Here is a 17515-nt window from a genome sequence, read left to right as displayed (position 1 = left end):
GGCACGTTACCTGTGGGAGCGGGCGGGGACGCCTAGTCCATGCCCGCGAAAAAAGAATCGCGCGCATGGCGCGCTCCCACAGGGAGATCGCATTCCTTCCTCAATCAGCTAATTGCCCCGCAATCCCCCATGCTCCCGCAGCCGCTCGATCATGTACGGGTAGAAAGGATTCGACGTCACCCGCTGCAGCGCCTCCATGCTCACCAGCAGCACACCGCGCTCGCCGCGCACCGACAGCGCGCCGAGGTGAACGCCGTAATCCTCCGGCTCGTCCGGCTGCAGCCCGTACAGCGAATCGCCGACCGGAAACGGCAAGGCAACGTGGGACAGCGAGAACACCTCGCGCGGGAAGGCCAGCCCGATCGGCGTGACCTGCTCTTCGGTGGCGCCGGCCTCGGTGATGCGCGCCGAAACGTCCAGCGTTTGCGGCGAGACGTTGCCGATCAGCGTGGTGCGATAGCGGCGCGGCGCCGCGGGCAGTAGATCGCCTGGCGACTTGGCGTGGGCGCCGAGCAAGGGCCCGAAGTCGACGTAACGGTTGAGGTCGAACAGCACCAACTCGCTGCCATTGGCCGGCAGGTGCCCATAGAGCGCATCGACCACCGCCGGGGTACTGACGGTGTAATCGACCAGCGACTGGAATGTCAGTACCGGCGCCAGCTCACTCAGGGCACCGCGCCCGTCGAGCAGGACGAGCTGCTCCTGCAGGGCGGTGGTGAACAGGTACGACTGGCGCGCCGCATTGAGCGGGAAGGAGTTGTACTTGAACGGGTTGTACTCGGGCAACACATCCAGCCAGGCCGCCTTGGCGAACGCCGGGAACACCGCCGGCAAGCCGGCCAGGCCAGCGAAGCGGGCGTAACCGGCGACGCCGATCATCGGTGAGATCAGGGTCAGGCGCGTTGGCCGGGCCAGCTCCTTGTTGCCCAGCGCATCAAGGGCGTACTTGAGCGCCAGGCCGCCGCCGGCGGAATAACCGACCAGTTGCAACTCATCGCCCGGTGCGATCAGCCGCTGAGCCTCGCGCACAGCCAGGCGGGTGGCCGCGAGCCAGTCCTGCCAGTCCACGCGGGTCAGTGCGCCCGGCGTGGTGCCATGGCCGGGCAAGCGCAGACCGACCACCACGAAACCGGCATCGCGATACAGCTCGGCGATATGCCGCAGGCTGTAGGGCGAGTCGGTCAGCCCGTGCAGCATCACTGCGGCACCCTTGGGTTTGCCCTCGGGTTCCAGTACGTAGGAACGGTTCCAGTCGCGGTCGAAGCGCGAGGCGTTGAGCGGGCTGTCGGCGAAATAGCGGTTGTCTGGCACGCGCTCGGCATCGTCCAGGCGCTGGTAGACATTGCCGGGCAGCGCCGCGAACAACGCCTGCTCGGCAAGCAGATAATCCTGCCAGCTGGCGGCATCCAGCTCGTCGGCGCTCAGCTCGCGCGGCACGAAGGTATGCCAGGGACCGAGGTCGGGCTTGTTGTGGGCGTCGTAGATGCGCAGGGCGAAAAAGGTCAGGGCGATCACCGCCACCACCAGGCTGCCCAGACGCACCCACTTCTTCACCGCCTTCATGCTTAGCTCTCCACCGGCCGCCGCAAACGGCCCATCATAGCGCTCGCCCGGCAAAAGCGCTGGCATCGTCCGCCAGTCTGCGCGTCTTGCGATGGCACGCCACAGCCCATAGGCTTTCGGTCGATATTCTTCTGTTCGGAGCCCGTCATGAGCGACTCAGCGATCATCCCCTGCCCCAGCTGCAGCAGCCTCAATCGCATTCCCACCGCGCGCCTGGGCGAAACGCCGCGCTGCGGCCACTGCAAGGCCGAGGTGTTGCCGGGCTCGCCGTTCGATCTGCATCAGGGCAACTTCGCCAACCAATTGAAGGGCGACCTGCCGCTGCTGGTGGATGTCTGGGCCGCCTGGTGCGGGCCGTGCCGCAGCTTCGCACCGACCTTCGCCCAGGCGGCCAGCGAGCTGCGTACCCGTTGCCGGCTGGGCAAGCTGGACAGCGAAGCCAATCAGCAACTGTCCGCGCAACTGGGTATCCGCTCGATTCCCAGCCTAATCCTGTTTCGCGACGGTCAGGAAGTCGCCCGGCAAAGCGGCGCCCTGCCCCTGCCGCAACTGCTCGCCTGGCTGAACACTCAGGGGATTTGAAGCGTGTTGTGCTGACACCTGACCTTGCCACCGGTCAAAAATCCGACTAATCCAAGGAGGGATCATCAGGCGCAACGCCTGATGACGGTACGGCGGGAGGCGCCATGTTCAAGCACATTCTGATCGCCCATGACCTGCGCAGCACCGCCGACCTGGCGCTGCGCCGCGCGGCGCAACTGGCGGAGCAGCATGGCGCACGCCTGAGCGTGCTGCACGTGCTCGACCCGACCCAGAGCGAGCAGACCCACGACCATGCGCGCCAGGCGCTGGACGCCAGCATCAGCCAATACGCCCCGCCCGGCAGCGAATTGCAGTTGCGCAGCGGCAAGCCGTCGGAGGTGGTGCTGCAACATCTGCGAGAGAACGGTCACGACCTGCTGGTGTTGGGCGGCCATCTGGAGCGCCACGAATTCTTTTCCGGCACCAGCCTGGACCGCATCGCCCGCCACTGCCCGGTGCCGTTGCTGCTGGTCGCCCACCCAAGCCCCGGTCCCTATCAGCAGGCACTGGCCGCCATCGATTTTTCCCTGTGCGCCTGCAGCGCCCTGGCCGGCGCCTACGGGCTACTGCCGGAGAACGCCGAGCTGCACGCCGTACACGTGTTCGATCCGGGTAAGGCCAGCGGTGCGCAGATCGACAGTCAGCTGCAGATCCAGCAAGCGCTGATCGCCCAGTTGCTGGAGGATGAGGCCCGCCTGTTGCCGCAATCCGGCCCGACCATCAGCCATGCGGTACACCAGGGCGGCATCCTGCGCTGCCTGCAGGAGCAACTCAGGGCGCGCAACAGCGACCTGCTGGTGCTTGGCAGCCACGGTCGCGGCGCTCTCAGCCAGGCACTGCTCGGCAGCCTGGCCCAGCATTTCCTGCACAAGGCGCCATGCGACGTGTTCGTGGTGCGCTAGTAACGAACCCGGGTATCGCTCGCTCAACACCGGGCTACAGAAGGGACAAGGCCGTAGCCTGCGGTTGAGCGAAGCGATACCCAGGACAGCCCGTCCCGATTAGCTGCGCTGCAGCAGATCGTGCAGTTCGACGTACTGCTGGGTCAGCTTGTGGCGCGGGTCGAGGTAGATCAGCGGCGTGCAGGCTTGGTGGGATTCGCGCATCTTCACCGAACTCATCAGGTTGACCGGCAGCACCGGCAGGCCTTCTTCCACCAGCTCGTCGAGCAGTTGCTGCGGCAGCGAGGCGCGAGGCTGGAACTGGTTGACCACGATGCCCTCGACCTGCAGCTCCTCGTTGTGATCCTCCCTCAATTCCTCGATCTCGCGCAGCAGCCCGTACAGCGCATTGCGGGAGAAGGTGTCGCAATCGAAGGGAATCAATACGCGATCCGCGGCGATCAACGCGGAAACCGTGTAAAAGTTCAGCGCCGGCGGGGTATCCAGGTAGATCTGCTCATAGTCCTCGGACAGCTCTTCGAGCAGTTTGCGCAGCTTGTTGATCTTGTGCTTCTGCTCAAGCTTTGGCTGCAGCTCGGCCAGTTCGGGCGTGGCGGTGATCACGTGCAGGTTCTCGAAGGGCGTTTCATAGATGTCCACCTTGCCCTTCTTGGCGAACGGCCCGCTGGACAGCGTCTGCTTGAAGAAATCGGCGATGCCCATGGGAATCTCGTCGCAGGTCAGGCCTGTGAGGTAATGGGACGAATTGGCCTGGGCATCGAGATCGACCAGCAACGTGCGGTAGCCCTGCGAAGCGCTGACCGCGGCCAGATTGCAGGCAATGCTGGATTTGCCCACGCCACCTTTCTGATTGAACACCACACGCCTCATCCGAACCTCCCCCTAGGGTCTGTTGCCGTTTCACGCACGGCCGTGCCGGAGCCCCTTTTGTCGCGAGGCAAGGCACGAGCCGCGAAGTTTAGCGAGCTAAATGAGCCGGCGAGAAACGCCGCATCGCGACAAAAGGGGCCCGGCCCTTCGGGTTGTGCGGGAAATCTCGCCATGCGTCGTTGGAGGACTTGGCAGGGAACAACCATTCCCTGCGTCCTCTGCCTAGCCTGGCGAGATTTCTCGCGACAACGCGGCTCGCGCTGAAACGGCAACAGACCCTAATAACTAGTGCATTGATACTAGGCAAAACTTGATGACATTCACGGGAAACAAGCGAAACGGGTCATCCATCAGAAAATCGCTACTTAATGTTTGCGGGGTCTTGCCAAGCCCCGGATAATGGCCGGCGCAGCATCGCTACCCATCGACAAGGCTCTTGTCGCACAGGACAGTCGCACAGACAAGGAAATGCCCGGCGGGCCAAGCAGAGTTTCTTCAGAAATGCAGTTCAGGATCGATCAATGGCGTGCCTGGGCCCCCGGCCTGGACAGTACGGATGACTGGCTCGCCTGGAGCAAGGCGCCCGAACGCCTTGCCGATGGTGGTGAACAGCCCGATGTCGGCTTTCTGCCCGCCCTGCAACGCCGCCGCCTGAGCCGCCTGGCGCGCATGGTGTTCCAGGTCGCCTGGCCGCTGGCCGAAGGACATTCCGCGCTACCGCTGGTATTCGCCTCGCGACACGGCGAAACCCCACGCAACCTGGCTATTCTCAAGGACCTTGCGGTTAAAGAGCCGCTGTCGCCGACACAGTTCAGCCTTTCTGTGCACAACGCGATCATCGGTCAGTGGTCGATCATGCGCGGCGACACCAGCGAGATGACCGCCCTTGCCGGCGAAGGCGATGGTCTGGAAATGGCCATGCTCGAGGCCCTGAGCCTGCTGGCCGAGGGTGCACCGGCGGTTTTGCTGGTGATCGGCGAAGAAGCCCAGCCAGAGCCATATGCGCCGTTCATCGACGATGTCCCGTTCCCTTACGCCCTGGCCTTGCTGCTCAAACCCGGCGACGACTGGCGCCTGGCGCTGCACAACGCCAGCGGCCCGCGCAGCGCCTGGCCGCACCCGCTGAGCCTGATCCAGTGCCTGAGCAGCAACGGCACCTCCCTTCAACACACCTGGAAAGAGCGCCAATGGATCTGGTCACGCCAAAGCCTGTGAAGCGTTACAGCCCGCCATACTGGTGGCGCCTCATTGCCACGGCGGCCAGCTTCACGCTGTTCGGCATCGGCGGCGTGCTGCTGCGCATCCTGGTATTCCCGGTATTGTCGCTGCTGCCGGGCGACGCCGCCGCCCACCAGCGCCGCGCCCGCCGGGTGGTCAGCCTGACCTTTCGCACCTTCGTCGGATTCATGTACCGCAGCGGCGTGCTCACCTATGAAGTCGAAGGCGCCGAGCGCCTGGGCCGTCCCGGGCAGATGATCATCGCCAACCACCCTTCGCTGATCGACGTGGTGGTGACCATCGCCTTCACCCGCGACACCAACTGCGTGGTCAAGCAGAGCCTGTGGAACAACCCCTGCATGCGCGGGCCGATCCGTTCGGCCGGCTACATCAGCAACAGCGGCAGCATGGACATGCTCGACGAAGCCGCCGGCGCGCTGCAGCAGGGCCAGACCCTGGTGATCTTCCCGGAAGGCACGCGCACCACGCCGGGCCAGCCGCCGGAATTTCACCGCGGCGCCGCGGCCATCGCCCTGCGCGGCGCACGAATCATCACCCCGGTGGTGATCAGCGTCTCGCCCACCACCCTGACCAAGGCCGAGCCCTGGTACCGAATTCCCGCGCGGCGCTTCCACATCCGCCTGCGCGTCGGCGAAGACATCAACCCGGCGCACTTCGCCGCCATGGGCGCGGCGCCGGTCGCGTCGCGCAAACTCAACGATCATCTGCATCAGCATTTCATACAGGAGCTCGCCAAAGATGAGCGCTCTACAGCTTGAGATCAAAAACCTGATCATCGACTCCCTCGGCCTGGAGGATGTCACCCCTCAGGACATCGACGACGACATGACCCTGTTCGGCGAAGGCCTGGGCCTGGACTCGGTCGACGCCCTGGAGCTCGGCCTGGCCATCCAGAAGCGTTTCGGCATCAAGATCGACGCCGAAGCCAAGGACACCCGCACCCATTTCGCCAACGTGGCCAGCCTGGCAGCCTTCGTTGCCAGCCGCCAGGCAGCCTGAGGACGATGACCATGCAAACCCGTGAGGAAATCTTCGCCACCTTGCGCGACGCCCTGGTAGAGCTGTTCGAGCTGAGCCCCGAGCGCATCAGCCTGGACGCCAACCTGTACGAAGACCTGGAGATCGACAGCATCGACGCCGTCGACCTGATCGACCACATCAAGCGCCAGACCGGCAAGAAGATCGCCGCCGAGGCGTTCAAAACCGTGCGCACCGTCGGCGACGTGGTCGAGGCGGTTTATCAGATGGTCAACGCGGAACCGGCATGAGCCGTCTGTTCGGCCTATTGGTCGCGCTGGTCAGCGTGGCCTACCCGTTCGCCGTGTATTTCGGCGCCGGGCACCTGTCGCCAACGCTGTTCGCCGCCCTGCTCGGCGGCCTGTGGCTGGCGCGCCTGCTCAGCAACCCGGCTGACCGCAACAGCCGGCGCATGACCGGCGCCGTGCTGGTGTTCTGCCTGTTGCTGGTGCTGGCCGACGAGCCGGCGCTGCTGCGTTGGTATCCGGTACTGGTCAGCCTGCTGCTCGGCCTGCTGTTCGCCAGCAGCCTGAAGATCGGCATGCCGATGGCCGAACGCCTGGCGCGCCTGCGAGAACCCGAACTGCCCCCGGTGGCGGTGCGCTACACCCGCCGCGTCACCGAGGTGTGGGCCGCGTTCATGCTCAGCAACGGCCTGCTGGTGGTGGCGCTGAACCTCTGGGCACCGCTGTCCTGGTGGGCGCTGTACACCGGGCTGATTTCCTACCTGCTGATGGGCCTGCTATTCGCCGGCGAATGGCTGGTGCGTCAACGTGTAAGGAGAACCGCATGAGCTGGCTGAACCTCGAAGACCTGCTGCTAGAGGCCGACGCCAGCCGCCAGGTAACGCCCGAACTCGACCACGCCGAGCTGCGCCGCCGCGCCTTGTGCCTGGCCGCACATTGGCAGACCACTGGCGTGCAGCGCGTCGCACTGCATCTGCAGGACGCCGCCGAGCTGGCCATCGCCCTGCTCGCCGCCTGGCAGGCCGACATCCACGTGCTGCTGCCCGCCGATGCGCAGCCGCAGACCCGCCAGCGCCTGGGCACTCAGGTCGACCTGTGGGTCGAGCAGCTCGACGAAACGATTGTTGCCGCGCCGCTTGCCGCCAAGCGGCTGGACCGCGAGCGCTGCCGCCTGACCCTGTGCACCTCCGGCTCCAGCGGCGAACCCAAGCTGATCGACAAAAGCCTCGGCCAACTGGCCAACGAAGTCGAGGCGCTGCAAGCCCTTTGGGGCGAGCGCCTGGGTGATGCGCTGATCATCGGCAGCGTGGCCGCCCAGCACATCTACGGCCTGCTGTTCCGCGTGCTCTGGCCGCTGTGCGCCGGCCGCGTGTTCCTGCCCAAGGCTCAACCGTTCCCAGAAGACTTGCAGCTGGCTAGCCTGCCGCACCCGAACTTTGCCTGGATCACCAGCCCGGCGCTGCTCAAGCGCATGGGCGACAACCTCGACTGGGCGGCGCTGAGCCGCGTGCGCCAGGTTTTCTCCTCTGGCGGCGCACTGCCGGCCGACGCCGCCGTCTCGGTGCACGAGCGCCTGGACCAGTGGCCGACGGAAATCTACGGCAGCTCGGAAACCGGCGGCATCGGCTGGCGCCAGGGTGGCCAGCACTGGCAGCCATTCGCAGGCGTGCAGCTCGAGGTCAACAAAGAAGGCGCCCTGCGCCTGGGCTCGCCCTACCTGCCGACTGGGCATTGGGAGCAGATGGCCGATGCCGTGCAGATCGACGCTGACGGCCGCTTCACCCTCGGCGCGCGCCTGGACCGTATCGTCAAGCTGGAAGAAAAACGTATCTCCCTGCCCCTGCTCGAACAGGCCCTGGCCCAGCACGCCTGGGTCAGCGAGGCACGCCTGGGCGTGCTGCAGCAGGGTCGCGCCTTTCTCGGCGCACTGGTCGCCTTGTCGCAGGAGGGCATCCATACGCTGCGTAATCAGGGCCGTCGGCACTTGACCGAAGGCCTGCGCCAGCACCTGGCCGGCCACTGCGAGGCCATCGCCCTGCCACGCCGCTGGCGATTGCTGCCGCACCTGCCGTACAGCAGCCAAGGCAAGTTGGGCCAGGCCCAGGTCAACGACCTGCTGGCCGCCCCCCGCCCGACCCGCGTCGAGCCGGCCAGCGCCCGGGAAGAAGGCGGCGAATGGCATCTGGAGCTGGACGTGCCGCTGGACCTGGCCCATTTCAGCGGCCACTTCCCCGGCACCCCGGTGCTGCCGGGCGTGGTGCAGATCGACTGGGCCCAGCAACTGGCTCGCGAACTGATCAAAGACCTGCCGCCGCTGTTCGGCGGCATGGAAGTGCTCAAGTTCCAGCAGCTGGTGCGCCCCGGCGACCGCCTGCAACTGACCCTGCGTTTCGACGCCGAGCGCAGCAAGCTGTACTTCACCTTCCGCAGCGGCGAAGCCAATTGCTCGTCCGGGCGCATTCTGCTCAAGGCGGCGCCATGACTGCCGTGCAACACCGCCCCTGCGCGCTGATTCCGGTGTACAACCACGAGGGGCCTCTGCCTGGCGTGGTCGCCAGTTTGCTGGCTGCCGGCTTGCCGTGTCTGCTGGTCGACGACGCTTCAGGCCCAAGCTGCGCCGCGGTGATCGACCGCCTGGCTTGTGAAGCCGACACCCATCTGCTGCGCCTGCCGGAGAACCTGGGCAAGGGCGGCGCGGTGATGGCCGGCCTGCGTGAAGCGCAGCGCTTAGGCTTCACCCACGCCCTGCAGGTGGACGCCGACGGCCAGCACGACCTGCAGGCGGTGCGCGCCTTTCTTGACGAATCTCGCGCCCACCCCGAGGCCATCGTCTGCGGCTATCCGCAGTACGACGCCAGCGTGCCCAAGGGCCGCCTGTACGCGCGTTACCTGACCCACGTGTGGGTGTGGATCAACAGCCTGTCGCTGGAGATTCGCGACTCCATGTGCGGCTTCCGGGTCTACCCGCTGGCCGCCAGCGTGGCGCTGATCGACTCGGCGAAACTGGGCAAGCGCATGGATTTCGACTCGGAGATCCTCGTGCGCCTTTCCTGGCGCGGGCAGCCGATGCGCTGGCTGCCGACCCGGGTGCACTACCCCGAGGACGGCGTCTCGCACTTCCGCCTCTGGCAGGACAACGTGCTGATCTCGAAAATGCACGCCCGGCTGTTCTTCGGCATGCTCTGCCGCGCCCCCGTGCTGCTCTACCGACGGTGGCGCTGATGCAGCGTTCCAGCCACTGGGCCAGCCAGCGCGAGCGCGGCAGCTTCGCCCTGATGAAATTCACCGCCCTGGCCGCCCGCCATCTCGGCCGCCGGGCGCTGAGCCCACTGCTGTACCTGATCGTCGCCTACTTCTTCGTGGCCGGCGGCAAGGCGCGGCGCAGCATTCACCAGTACCAGCACAACCTCGCCGAGTGGAGCGCACGCCCCGACCTGCACCCGAGCCGCCGCTCGGTGTTCGCCCAGTTCATGGCCTTCGCCGACAGCCTGCTCGACAAGCTCGATGTGTGGAGCGGCCGCCTCAAGCTGAGCGACGTCGAGCTGGTCGACCCCCACGGCCTGCACGGGCAGATGAACGGCAGCCGCGGCCAGCTGCTGGTCGGCGCCCACCTGGGCAACCTCGAAGTGTGCCGCGCCCTGGCCGAGCTGAGCGCCCGGGTGCGCATGAACGTGCTGGTGCACACCCGCCACGCCGAACAGTTCAACCGCCTGCTCAATGAAAGCGGCGCCAGCAACCTGCGACTGATCCAGGTCAGCGAGCTGGACCCGGCAGTGATGCTGCGCCTGGCAGAGCACCTGGAGCGCGGCGAGTGGCTGGCGATTGCCGGCGACCGCGTGCCGCTGCACGGCGAACGTACCGTCGATGTCAATTTCCTCGGCCACTCGGCACCGCTACCGCAAGGCCCCTGGCTGCTGGCCGGGCTGTTGCGCTGCCCGGTCAACCTGATCGACTGCCTGAAGATCGACGGCCGCTATCAGGTCATGCTGCAGCCCTTTACCGACGCCGTGCAGTGGAAGCGCAGCGAGCGCCAGGCAGTGATTCAGGGCTGGGCGCAACACTACGCCGATCACCTCGCCGGACGCTGCCTGCAAGCCCCACAGCAGTGGTTCAACTTCTATCCGTTCTGGAACGACTATGACAACACAGCAGCCTGAAACCGTGAATTTCGGCGCGCAGCCTCTGCGTCTCGAGCAGATCGTCAGCCTGGCCCAGCGCCGCGCGCGCGGCGTGCTCGACGACAGCCCCGCCTGGCGCGAGCGCATCGCCCGCGGCGCGCGTTTCGTCGACCGCCTGCTAGACCGTGAAGGCATGATCTACGGCATCACCACCGGCTACGGCGACTCCTGCGTGGTGGCCGTGCCGCTGCACCAGGTCGAGGCGCTGCCGCGTCACCTGTACACCTTCCATGGCTGCGGCCTGGGCAAGCTGCTCGACGAGCAGGCCACCCGCGCGGTGCTGGCCGCGCGTTTGCAGTCGCTGTGCCAGGGCATGTCCGGCGTGCGCCTGGAACTGCTCGAGCGCCTGCAGGCGTTTCTCGACCACGACGTGCTGCCGCTGATCCCGGAAGAAGGCTCGGTGGGCGCCAGCGGCGATCTGACGCCGCTGTCCTATATCGCCGCGACCCTGTGTGGCGAGCGTGAAGTCATGTACCGCGGCGAGCGCCGCAGCGCCGCTGACGTGCACGCCGAACTGGGCTGGACACCCCTGGTGCTGCGCCCCAAGGAAGCCCTGGCGCTGATGAACGGCACCGCGGTGATGACCGCTCTGGCCTGCCAGGCCTATTCGCGCGCCGACTACCTGCTCAAGCTGGCCACGCGCATCACCGCGCTCAACGTCATCGCCCTGCAGGGTAACCCGGAGCACTTCGACGAGCGCCTGTTCGCCGCCAAGCCGCACCCGGGCCAGAACCAGGTCGCCGCGTGGATCCGTCAGGACCTGGCCATCGACGCGCCGACCGCGCCGCTGCATCGCCTGCAGGACCGCTACTCGATCCGCTGCGCGCCCCACGTGCTCGGCGTGCTGGCCGACAGCCTGGGCCTGCTGCGCCAGTTCATCGAGAACGAACTGAATAGCGCCAATGACAACCCGCTCATCGACCCGGACGAAGAGCGCGTGCTGCACGGAGGGCACTTCTACGGCGGGCATATCGCCTTCGCCATGGACAGCCTGAAGAACCTGATCGGCAACCTCGCCGACCTGCTAGACCGCCAACTCGCCCTGTTGGTCGACACCCGCTACAACCACGGCCTGCCGAGCAACCTATCCGGCGCCCCCGTGGAAACCGCGATGATCAACCACGGCTTCAAGGCCGTGCAGATCGGCGCCAGCGCCTGGACCGCCGAAGCCCTGAAGAACACCCTGCCGGCCAGCGTGTTTTCGCGCTCCACCGAGTGCCACAACCAGGACAAGGTGAGCATGGGCACCATCGCCGCCCGCGACGCCCTGCGCAGCCTGGAGCTGGCCGAGCAGGTCGCGGCCGCCACGCTGATCGCCGCCAACCAGGGCGTATGGCTGCGCCAACGTGCCGAAGCCACCGTGCTGCCCGCAGCCCTGGCCGAGATGCACGGGCAACTGGGTGAAGACTTCCCGCCGCTGAGCTCCCACATTCCATGTCATGACAGAGGAGCTCATCGCCCATGCGCGCTAAAGGCGTTCTGCAGGCCGAGGTGGAAATCCTCGTGCCGTTCTTCGACGTGGACATGATGGAGATCGTCTGGCACGGCCACTACGTCAAATACTTCGAGCAGGCGCGCTGTGCCCTGCTCGACAAGCTCGACCACGGCTACCCGCAGATGCGCGACAGCGGCTACGCCTGGCCGGTGATCGACCTGCAGTTGCGTTACATCCGCGGCGCCACCTTCGGCCAGCGCATCAGCGTATGCGCCGATCTGGTGGAGTGGGAAAACCGCCTGAAGATCCACTACCTGATCAGCGACACCGCCACCGGCGAACGCATGACCCGCGGCAGCAGCGTGCAGGTCGCAGTGGAAATCGCCAGCCGCGAAATGCAGCTGGCCTCGCCCAAGGTGTTTGTCGATGCCGTGCAGCGGGTGATTGGATGAGAGCCCTGGCGCGTTTCTCATTGCTGATCGGCCTGCTGTTCACCGCGTTGGTCAGCCAGGCCGATACCTTCACCCTCGATGCCCTGAGCCAACAGCTCTCGCAACACCCCGTGGTGCGTGGTCCATTCGTGCAGGAAAAGCACCTGCGCGCCCTCCCGCAACCGCTGACCAGCAGCGGCACCTTCGTGCTGGCCGCCGATGCCGGCCTGCTTTGGAAGCTGGAAAAACCGCTCAAGCAGGATTACCGCATCGACGCCAACGGCATCGCCAAGCGCACCGCCGATGGCTGGCAGATGCAGCCGGGGCGCGACGTGGCGGCCCAGCAGAGCAAGCTGTTTCTCGACGTGCTCAAGGGCAACCACAGCGGCTTGGCACGCAATTTCGAGCTGCAGTTGAGCGGCGATGCCGAGGCCTGGAACCTGACCCTGACGCCGACCTCGCTGCTGCTCAAGCAGGTGTTCAGCCGCATCGACATCGGCGGTGGCGAGCTGGTCGAGCGTATCGAACTGCACGAAGTCCAGGGCGACCGCACGCTGCTGCGCATGCCCGCCAGCATCGCCGGCGATGTCTTGAGCGCCGAGGAGCGCAGCGATTTTGCGCACTGAGTACCGCCTGATCGAACGCCGCCTGCCGCGGCTGTTCGCCGTGCTGCTGTTGGCGCTGCTGGCGCTGACCGCCTGGCAGTGGCGCAACGGCCCGCCGGTGGCGGCGAGCATCCTCGCCCTGTTGCCCAGCGGCGCCGGTGACGCGCGCCTGCAACAGGCCGAAGCGCGTATGCAGGAGCCGATTCGGCATGACCTGTTGGTGCTGGTCGGCCATCCGCAGCGCGAACGGGCGATCGCCCTGGCCGGCGAGCTGGGCCGGCAATGGCAGGAAAGCGGTCATTTCGGCCAGGTGCGCTGGCAGCTCGACAGCGACCTCGACGCCCTGCGCCAGCACCTGCGCGAAAGCCGTCTGAACCTGCTGTCTGCCGCCGACCGCCAGTTGCTGGTCGAGCAGCCGGACGCCTTCATCGAGCAACGTGCCGCGGCACTTTTCGACCCCTTCGCCTCGTTCAGCCTGCTGCCGCCGGAGCAGGACTGGCTAGGCCTGGGCGCCCGCGCCCAGCAGGCCCTGAACTTCGGCGGCCGGGTGCAGCCGGACCTGGCCAGCGGCGCGCTGCTGGTCAGCGAGCCCAGCATGACTTGGGCCGTGCTGCACCTGCGCAGCCGTGGCGACGCCTTCGACATGCAGTCACCGCTGGTCATCGCCCAGGGCATCGAGGCGGCTCGCCAGCGCGTCGAGGCCGATGGCGGCCAACTGCTCGCCACCGGTGGCGCGCTGTATGCCGCCGCCGGCCAGAGCAAGGCGATGAGCGAGATGACCCTGATCGGCGGCGCGGCCAGTCTCGGCACCCTGTTGCTGTTGCTGATCGGTTTCCGCCGCCCGCGGGTGCTGCTCAGCCTGCTGCCCATCGGTGTGGCGCTGGTGGCCGGTTGCGCCGCCTGCGTGCTGATCTTCGGGCAGATCAACGCCCTGACCCTGGTGCTCGGCGCCAGCCTGATCGGGGTGGCCGCCGACTACCCGCTGCATTACCTGAGCAAGAGCTGGGGCCACGCCGAATGGCGCAGCTGGAGCGCCCTGCGCAGCACCCTGCCGGGCCTGAGCCTGAGCCTGGGCACCAACCTGATGGGCTACCTGGCGCTGGCTTTCACGCCGTTTCCGGCGCTGACCCAGATCGCCGCGTTCTCGGCCGCCGGGCTGATCGGCGCCTACCTGTGTTCGGTATGCCTGCTGCCCGCTTGGCTCAACGGCATGCAGCTGCGCCCAGCGCCGCGCCTGCTGGCCCTGGCCACGCGTACGCTGAGCTGGCATGGCCGCCTGCGCCAGGGTCATGGCACCTATTGGCTGCTGGCGCTGTTCCTGGCCTTCTGCGCCGGCGGTATCTGGCAGCTGCACAGCCAGAACGACCTGCGCCAGTGGCTGGGCAAGGACCCCGCGCTGTTCGCCCAGTCGCAACGTATCGTCGAACTCACCGGCCAGCAGCCCACCAGCCAGTTCTTCCTGGTGCGTGCATCCGATGAAGCGCAGTTGCTGCAGCGCCAGCAGGCGCTCGGCGCACGGCTCGACGGCCTGGTCAGCAGCGGCCAGCTGCGCAGCTACCTGTCGCTCAATCAGTTGCTCGCCCCCGCCGACCAATTGCAGGCCACCCGCACAGCCCTGCGTACGCTGCCGGCGCATTGGCAGCCACTGCTGGCGCTGGGCATTCCCGTCGAGGCCTTGCAGGCCGAGCTGCAGCAACTGCTGGAGCAACCCCAGACCAGTCTGGAACAGGCCCTCGCCAGCCCACTGGCCGAGCCCTGGCGGGCGCTGTGGCTGGGCTGTGACGAACAGGACGTGGCCGCCATCGTCAGCCTGCAGGGGCAGACCGATAGCGCCGTGCTGCAAGGTGCCGCCGATGGCCTGGACGGTGTGCAGCTGGTCGACCGCCTCGGCGAGCTGAACCGCCTGTTCGCCGCCACCCAGGTCAGCGCCGCCGAACTCAAGCTGATTTCCTGCCTGGCCATCGTGTTGCTGCTGTGCATCCCGTTCGGCATCGGCGGCGCCTTGCGGGTGGTCTGCCTGCCGCTGCTGGCCGCGCTGGCGGCATTGGCCTGCCTGGGTTGGCTGGGGCAGCCGCTGACGCTGTTCAGCCTGTTCGGTTTGCTGCTGATCACCGCCATCGGCGTCGATTACGCCATCCTGATGCGCGAGAACATCGGCGGGCCGGCGGTCAGCCTGCTCGGCACGCTGCTGTCGGCGGTCTCCAGCTGGCTATCGTTCGGCCTGCTGCTGATCAGCCAGACGCCCGCCATCGCCAACTTCGGCCTGGCCATCAGCCTGGGCCTGATGTTCTGCTTCCTGCTCTCGCCCTGGGCGGCGCCGCGCCACACTGCGGAGGCCCAGCCATGAGCGTGCTCGGCTTCTGGCTGCTGGCGCTGGCGCTCTATGCCCTGGTCGGCATCCTCGGCGGCCGCCGGCTGATTCCCATCGTCGGCCAGTTGCTGGTCGCCAGCCTGGCGATTCCTGTCCTGCTGCTCGGCTGGGCGGAGCCTTACCTGCAGCTCACGGCGGCCGATCTGCTGGCGCCGACCTGGGTCGACCTGCTCTACGGTCTGTGCTTCGCCCTGCTGCTGGGCTACATCCTCAGCGACGTGATCGACCTGGAGCTGAGCCCGGTGTGCCTGAAGATCGCCCTGCCGAGCTTTCTCATTCCGCTGCTGGCCGGCCTGGCCTGCGCCCTGTGGGTGCTGCCGGGTGATTACAGCTGGCTGAGCGCGGTCGGTATCGGCCTGCTGTTCTCGATCACCGCGATTCCGGTGCTGTACCTGTTCCTGCAGAGCATCGGCTACCCGCAGGCGGCCACCAAACGCCTGCTGCACGCGGCGATTCTCATGGACTTCATGTGCTGGAGCCTGTTCGGCCTGGCCCAGGGCAGCAGCCATCCGGCCAGCCTGCTGTGGCCACTGCTGGCCGCGGCGCTGCCGCTGGCGCTGAATCTGCTCAAACTTCGTCAGCCGCTGTTCTACAGCCTGCCGTTCTTCGCCCTGATGGTGCTGCTGCACAGCATGGCACTCAACGCCCTGGTGTTCGGCATCGCCTATATGCTGTGCCTGGCGGCGATTCGCATACCCTTCAAGCTGCCCTTGCCGCAGCGCCAGTGGAAGCTGCTGATGAACGGCCTGGCGGTACCGCTGATCCTCACCTGCGGCGTACTGCGCGTGGACTTTCACGGCATCGGTGCGGCCGACTCCTGGTTCGCCGTCGGTGTACTGCTGGTGGCGCCGGTGCTCAGCAAGGTGCTCGGCAGCTGGCTGGGCCTGCACTGGGCCGAGCCGCAGGCGCCGGCGCGGATCAAGTGGCAGGAAAGCCTGCTGCTGAACATCCGCGGGCTGACCGAAATCGTATTCCTCAATTTGCTCCTGCACCTGCAGCTGATCGACGCCATGGTGTATTTCGGACTGCTGCTGATGAGCCTGTTCTCCACCCTGCTGCCCGCCGTGATGGGTCGGCGCGCTTACCCGAGCGAGGCGAAAAGCCGTTATGAAATCTCCTGAATTCCAACAGCATCAGATCGTCGTAGCCGGTGCCGGCCCGGCCGGCGCGATTGCCGCCGCCATCCTCAAGCGCAAGGGCCACGAGGTGCTGATCCTCGAACGCCAGCGCTTCCCGCGCTTCTCGATCGGCGAGAGCCTGCTGTCGCACTGCCTGGACTTCGTCGAGGAAGCCGGGATGATCGACGCGGTGCGTGCGGCGGGCTTCCAGACCAAGCACGGCGCGGCCTTCGCCTGGGGTGATCGCTACACCGACTTCGATTTCCGCGAGACCTTCACCAAGAGCTTCGGCTCGACCTACCAAGTGCAGCGTGCCGATTTCGACAAGGTGCTGGCCGACGAAGCCGAGCGCCAGGGCGTGACCATTCGCTACGAAGAAGAAATCGTCGCCGTGGACTTCAGCGGCGAGCAGCCGCTGCTGTCGGTACGCCGCCTGACCGACGGCCACGAGTACCAGGTGCGCTGCACCTTCGTGCTCGACGCCAGCGGCTACGGTCGCCTGCTGCCGCGCCTGCTGGATCTGGAACTGCCGTCCAACCTGCCGATGCGCAAGGCGCTCTTCACCCATATCGAAGACCGCATCGACCACCCGGGCTTCGACCGCGAGAAGATCCTCATCACCACCCACGCCAGCCTGCGCGACGTGTGGTTCTGGACCATTCCGTTCAGCAACGGCCGCTGCTCCCTCGGCGTGGTCGGCCTGGCCGAGCGTTTCGACGGCTACCCCGAGGACATGGACGCTGCGCTCAAGCAGTTCGTCGCCGAAACGCCGAGCCTGGCCAAGGTGCTCGGCAATGCCGTGTGGGACACCCCGGTGCGCGAGATCAAGGGTTACTCGGCCAACGTCAAGGCACTGCACGGCAAAGGCTTCGCGCTCCTGGGCAACGCTGCCGAATTCCTCGACCCGGTATTCAGCTCGGGCGTGACCATCGCCATGCGCTCGGCGAGCATGGCCGCCAACCTGCTGCACCGCCAGCTGAGCGGCGAGACCGTGGACTGGGAGCAGGACTTCGCCATCCCGCTCAAGCGCGGCGTCGACACCTTCCGTGTGTACGTCGAAGGCTGGTACGACGGCAGCTTCCAGGACGTCATCTACTACCCCAAGGCTTCGCCGGATATCCGCGTCATGATCAGCTCGATCCTCGCTGGCTACGCCTGGGACCAGCGCAACCCCTATGTCGCCGAGCCCAAGCGCCGCCTGCGGGTGCTCGCCGAAGTGTGCGCCAATGCCTGAGGAG

17 protein-coding genes and 1 pseudogene are annotated in these 17515 nt (G+C 66.6%); 16 read left to right on the top strand and 2 right to left on the bottom strand.

Annotated elements, in window-relative coordinates; genetic code table 11:
* Nucleotides 1-108: 108 nt before the first annotated feature.
* Nucleotides 109-1563, bottom strand: coding sequence for an alpha/beta hydrolase (locus PVA39_RS02925; RefSeq protein WP_274122747.1), 1455 nt, complete (start codon nucleotides 1561-1563; stop codon nucleotides 109-111).
* A gap of 147 nt (nucleotides 1564-1710) precedes the next feature.
* Between PVA39_RS02925 and trxC the strand changes: the two genes are divergently transcribed.
* Both trxC and PVA39_RS02915 read left to right on the top strand, forming a co-directional pair.
* Nucleotides 1711-2145, top strand: a complete 435-nt coding sequence (gene trxC, locus PVA39_RS02920) for a thioredoxin TrxC (protein ID WP_274122745.1) — start codon at nucleotides 1711-1713, stop codon at nucleotides 2143-2145.
* 104 nt (nucleotides 2146-2249) lie between these two features.
* A complete protein-coding gene (locus PVA39_RS02915; RefSeq protein WP_274122743.1) occupies nucleotides 2250-3047 on the top strand; it encodes a universal stress protein in 798 nt (265 codons plus the stop codon).
* A gap of 99 nt (nucleotides 3048-3146) precedes the next feature.
* Here the strand turns inward: PVA39_RS02915 and PVA39_RS02910 are convergent, their stop codons facing one another.
* Nucleotides 3147-3917, bottom strand: a complete 771-nt coding sequence (locus PVA39_RS02910; RefSeq protein ID WP_274122742.1) for a ParA family protein — start codon at nucleotides 3915-3917, stop codon at nucleotides 3147-3149.
* Nucleotides 3918-4418: 501 nt separating this feature from the next.
* Here PVA39_RS02910 and PVA39_RS02905 point away from each other — a divergent pair.
* The 14 genes and pseudogenes from PVA39_RS02905 to PVA39_RS02840 all read left to right on the top strand — a co-directional run bounded on the left by PVA39_RS02905 (nucleotide 4419) and on the right by PVA39_RS02840 (nucleotide 17511).
* Nucleotides 4419-5132, top strand: coding sequence for a beta-ketoacyl synthase chain length factor (locus PVA39_RS02905; protein ID WP_274122740.1), 714 nt, complete (start codon nucleotides 4419-4421; stop codon nucleotides 5130-5132).
* A complete protein-coding gene (locus PVA39_RS02900) occupies nucleotides 5105-5914 on the top strand; it encodes a lysophospholipid acyltransferase family protein (RefSeq protein WP_274122738.1) in 810 nt (269 codons plus the stop codon). The genes PVA39_RS02905 and PVA39_RS02900 overlap by 28 nt, the downstream gene beginning before the upstream one ends.
* A complete protein-coding gene (locus tag PVA39_RS02895) occupies nucleotides 5895-6155 on the top strand; it encodes a phosphopantetheine-binding protein (RefSeq protein ID WP_013789590.1) in 261 nt (86 codons plus the stop codon). Before PVA39_RS02900 ends, PVA39_RS02895 begins: the two co-directional genes overlap by 20 nt.
* An 11-nt stretch (nucleotides 6156-6166) precedes the next feature.
* Complete coding sequence (locus PVA39_RS02890; protein ID WP_027903856.1) at nucleotides 6167-6424, top strand: acyl carrier protein; 258 nt, start codon at nucleotides 6167-6169, stop codon at nucleotides 6422-6424.
* Nucleotides 6421-6966 carry a hypothetical protein gene (locus PVA39_RS02885; RefSeq protein ID WP_274122736.1) on the top strand — a complete coding sequence of 182 codons (546 nt, stop codon included), beginning with the start codon at nucleotides 6421-6423 and terminating at the stop codon, nucleotides 6964-6966. The genes PVA39_RS02890 and PVA39_RS02885 overlap by 4 nt, the downstream gene beginning before the upstream one ends.
* Entirely contained in the window at nucleotides 6963-8621 is a 1659-nt protein-coding gene (locus PVA39_RS02880; protein WP_274122735.1) for an acyl-CoA synthetase family protein, read from the top strand. The genes PVA39_RS02885 and PVA39_RS02880 overlap by 4 nt, the downstream gene beginning before the upstream one ends.
* Nucleotides 8618-9361 carry a glycosyltransferase family 2 protein gene (locus tag PVA39_RS02875; RefSeq protein WP_274122733.1) on the top strand — a complete coding sequence of 248 codons (744 nt, stop codon included), beginning with the start codon at nucleotides 8618-8620 and terminating at the stop codon, nucleotides 9359-9361. The genes PVA39_RS02880 and PVA39_RS02875 overlap by 4 nt, the downstream gene beginning before the upstream one ends.
* On the top strand, nucleotides 9361-10296 hold the full coding sequence (locus PVA39_RS02870) for a glycosyl transferase (protein WP_274122731.1): 936 nt from the start codon (nucleotides 9361-9363) through the stop codon (nucleotides 10294-10296). Before PVA39_RS02875 ends, PVA39_RS02870 begins: the two co-directional genes overlap by 1 nt.
* Nucleotides 10277-11737 (top strand): annotated as a pseudogene (locus PVA39_RS02865) (HAL/PAL/TAL family ammonia-lyase); the annotation flags it as partial. The gene PVA39_RS02870 and the pseudogene PVA39_RS02865, both read left to right, overlap by 20 nt.
* 41 nt (nucleotides 11738-11778) lie before the next feature.
* On the top strand, nucleotides 11779-12204 hold the full coding sequence (locus tag PVA39_RS02860; RefSeq protein ID WP_093500269.1) for an acyl-CoA thioesterase: 426 nt from the start codon (nucleotides 11779-11781) through the stop codon (nucleotides 12202-12204).
* Complete coding sequence (locus PVA39_RS02855) at nucleotides 12201-12809, top strand: outer membrane lipoprotein carrier protein LolA (protein ID WP_274122728.1); 609 nt, start codon at nucleotides 12201-12203, stop codon at nucleotides 12807-12809. The genes PVA39_RS02860 and PVA39_RS02855 overlap by 4 nt, the downstream gene beginning before the upstream one ends.
* Nucleotides 12799-15135, top strand: a complete 2337-nt coding sequence (locus tag PVA39_RS02850; protein ID WP_274122727.1) for an MMPL family transporter — start codon at nucleotides 12799-12801, stop codon at nucleotides 15133-15135. Before PVA39_RS02855 ends, PVA39_RS02850 begins: the two co-directional genes overlap by 11 nt.
* On the top strand, nucleotides 15132-16280 hold the full coding sequence (locus tag PVA39_RS02845; RefSeq protein WP_274122726.1) for a sodium:proton antiporter: 1149 nt from the start codon (nucleotides 15132-15134) through the stop codon (nucleotides 16278-16280). The genes PVA39_RS02850 and PVA39_RS02845 overlap by 4 nt, the downstream gene beginning before the upstream one ends.
* Entirely contained in the window at nucleotides 16267-17511 is a 1245-nt protein-coding gene (locus tag PVA39_RS02840; RefSeq protein WP_274122724.1) for an NAD(P)/FAD-dependent oxidoreductase, read from the top strand. Before PVA39_RS02845 ends, PVA39_RS02840 begins: the two co-directional genes overlap by 14 nt.
* Nucleotides 17512-17515: the final 4 nt, after the last annotated feature.

The sequence above is a fragment of the Pseudomonas sp. CNPSo 3701 genome (assembly GCF_028674975.1).
Taxonomy (GTDB): Bacteria; Pseudomonadota; Gammaproteobacteria; order Pseudomonadales; family Pseudomonadaceae; genus Aquipseudomonas; species Aquipseudomonas straminea.
The sequence above is the reverse complement of the archived record's forward strand: the minus strand, read 5'-3'. Positions and strand labels throughout refer to the sequence as shown.

Bases quoted from the DNA above. Each gene is read 5' to 3' on its own strand.
- PVA39_RS02915 (WP_274122743.1), top strand. From the start codon at position 2,250: ATGTTCAAGCACATTCTGATCGCCCATGACCTGCGCAGCACCGCCGAC.
- PVA39_RS02900 (WP_274122738.1), top strand. From the start codon at position 5,105: ATGGATCTGGTCACGCCAAAGCCTGTGAAGCGTTACAGCCCGCCATAC.
- PVA39_RS02910 (WP_274122742.1), bottom strand. From the start codon at position 3,917: ATGAGGCGTGTGGTGTTCAATCAGAAAGGTGGCGTGGGCAAATCCAGC.
- PVA39_RS02905 (WP_274122740.1), top strand. From the start codon at position 4,419: ATGCAGTTCAGGATCGATCAATGGCGTGCCTGGGCCCCCGGCCTGGAC.
- PVA39_RS02875 (WP_274122733.1), top strand. From the start codon at position 8,618: ATGACTGCCGTGCAACACCGCCCCTGCGCGCTGATTCCGGTGTACAAC.
- PVA39_RS02895 (WP_013789590.1), top strand. From the start codon at position 5,895: ATGAGCGCTCTACAGCTTGAGATCAAAAACCTGATCATCGACTCCCTC.
- PVA39_RS02840 (WP_274122724.1), top strand. From the start codon at position 16,267: ATGAAATCTCCTGAATTCCAACAGCATCAGATCGTCGTAGCCGGTGCC.
- PVA39_RS02855 (WP_274122728.1), top strand. From the start codon at position 12,201: ATGAGAGCCCTGGCGCGTTTCTCATTGCTGATCGGCCTGCTGTTCACC.
- PVA39_RS02845 (WP_274122726.1), top strand. From the start codon at position 15,132: ATGAGCGTGCTCGGCTTCTGGCTGCTGGCGCTGGCGCTCTATGCCCTG.
- PVA39_RS02860 (WP_093500269.1), top strand. From the start codon at position 11,779: ATGCGCGCTAAAGGCGTTCTGCAGGCCGAGGTGGAAATCCTCGTGCCG.
- trxC (WP_274122745.1), top strand. From the start codon at position 1,711: ATGAGCGACTCAGCGATCATCCCCTGCCCCAGCTGCAGCAGCCTCAAT.
- PVA39_RS02880 (WP_274122735.1), top strand. From the start codon at position 6,963: ATGAGCTGGCTGAACCTCGAAGACCTGCTGCTAGAGGCCGACGCCAGC.
- PVA39_RS02885 (WP_274122736.1), top strand. From the start codon at position 6,421: ATGAGCCGTCTGTTCGGCCTATTGGTCGCGCTGGTCAGCGTGGCCTAC.
- PVA39_RS02870 (WP_274122731.1), top strand. From the start codon at position 9,361: ATGCAGCGTTCCAGCCACTGGGCCAGCCAGCGCGAGCGCGGCAGCTTC.
- PVA39_RS02925 (WP_274122747.1), bottom strand. From the start codon at position 1,563: ATGAAGGCGGTGAAGAAGTGGGTGCGTCTGGGCAGCCTGGTGGTGGCG.
- PVA39_RS02890 (WP_027903856.1), top strand. From the start codon at position 6,167: ATGCAAACCCGTGAGGAAATCTTCGCCACCTTGCGCGACGCCCTGGTA.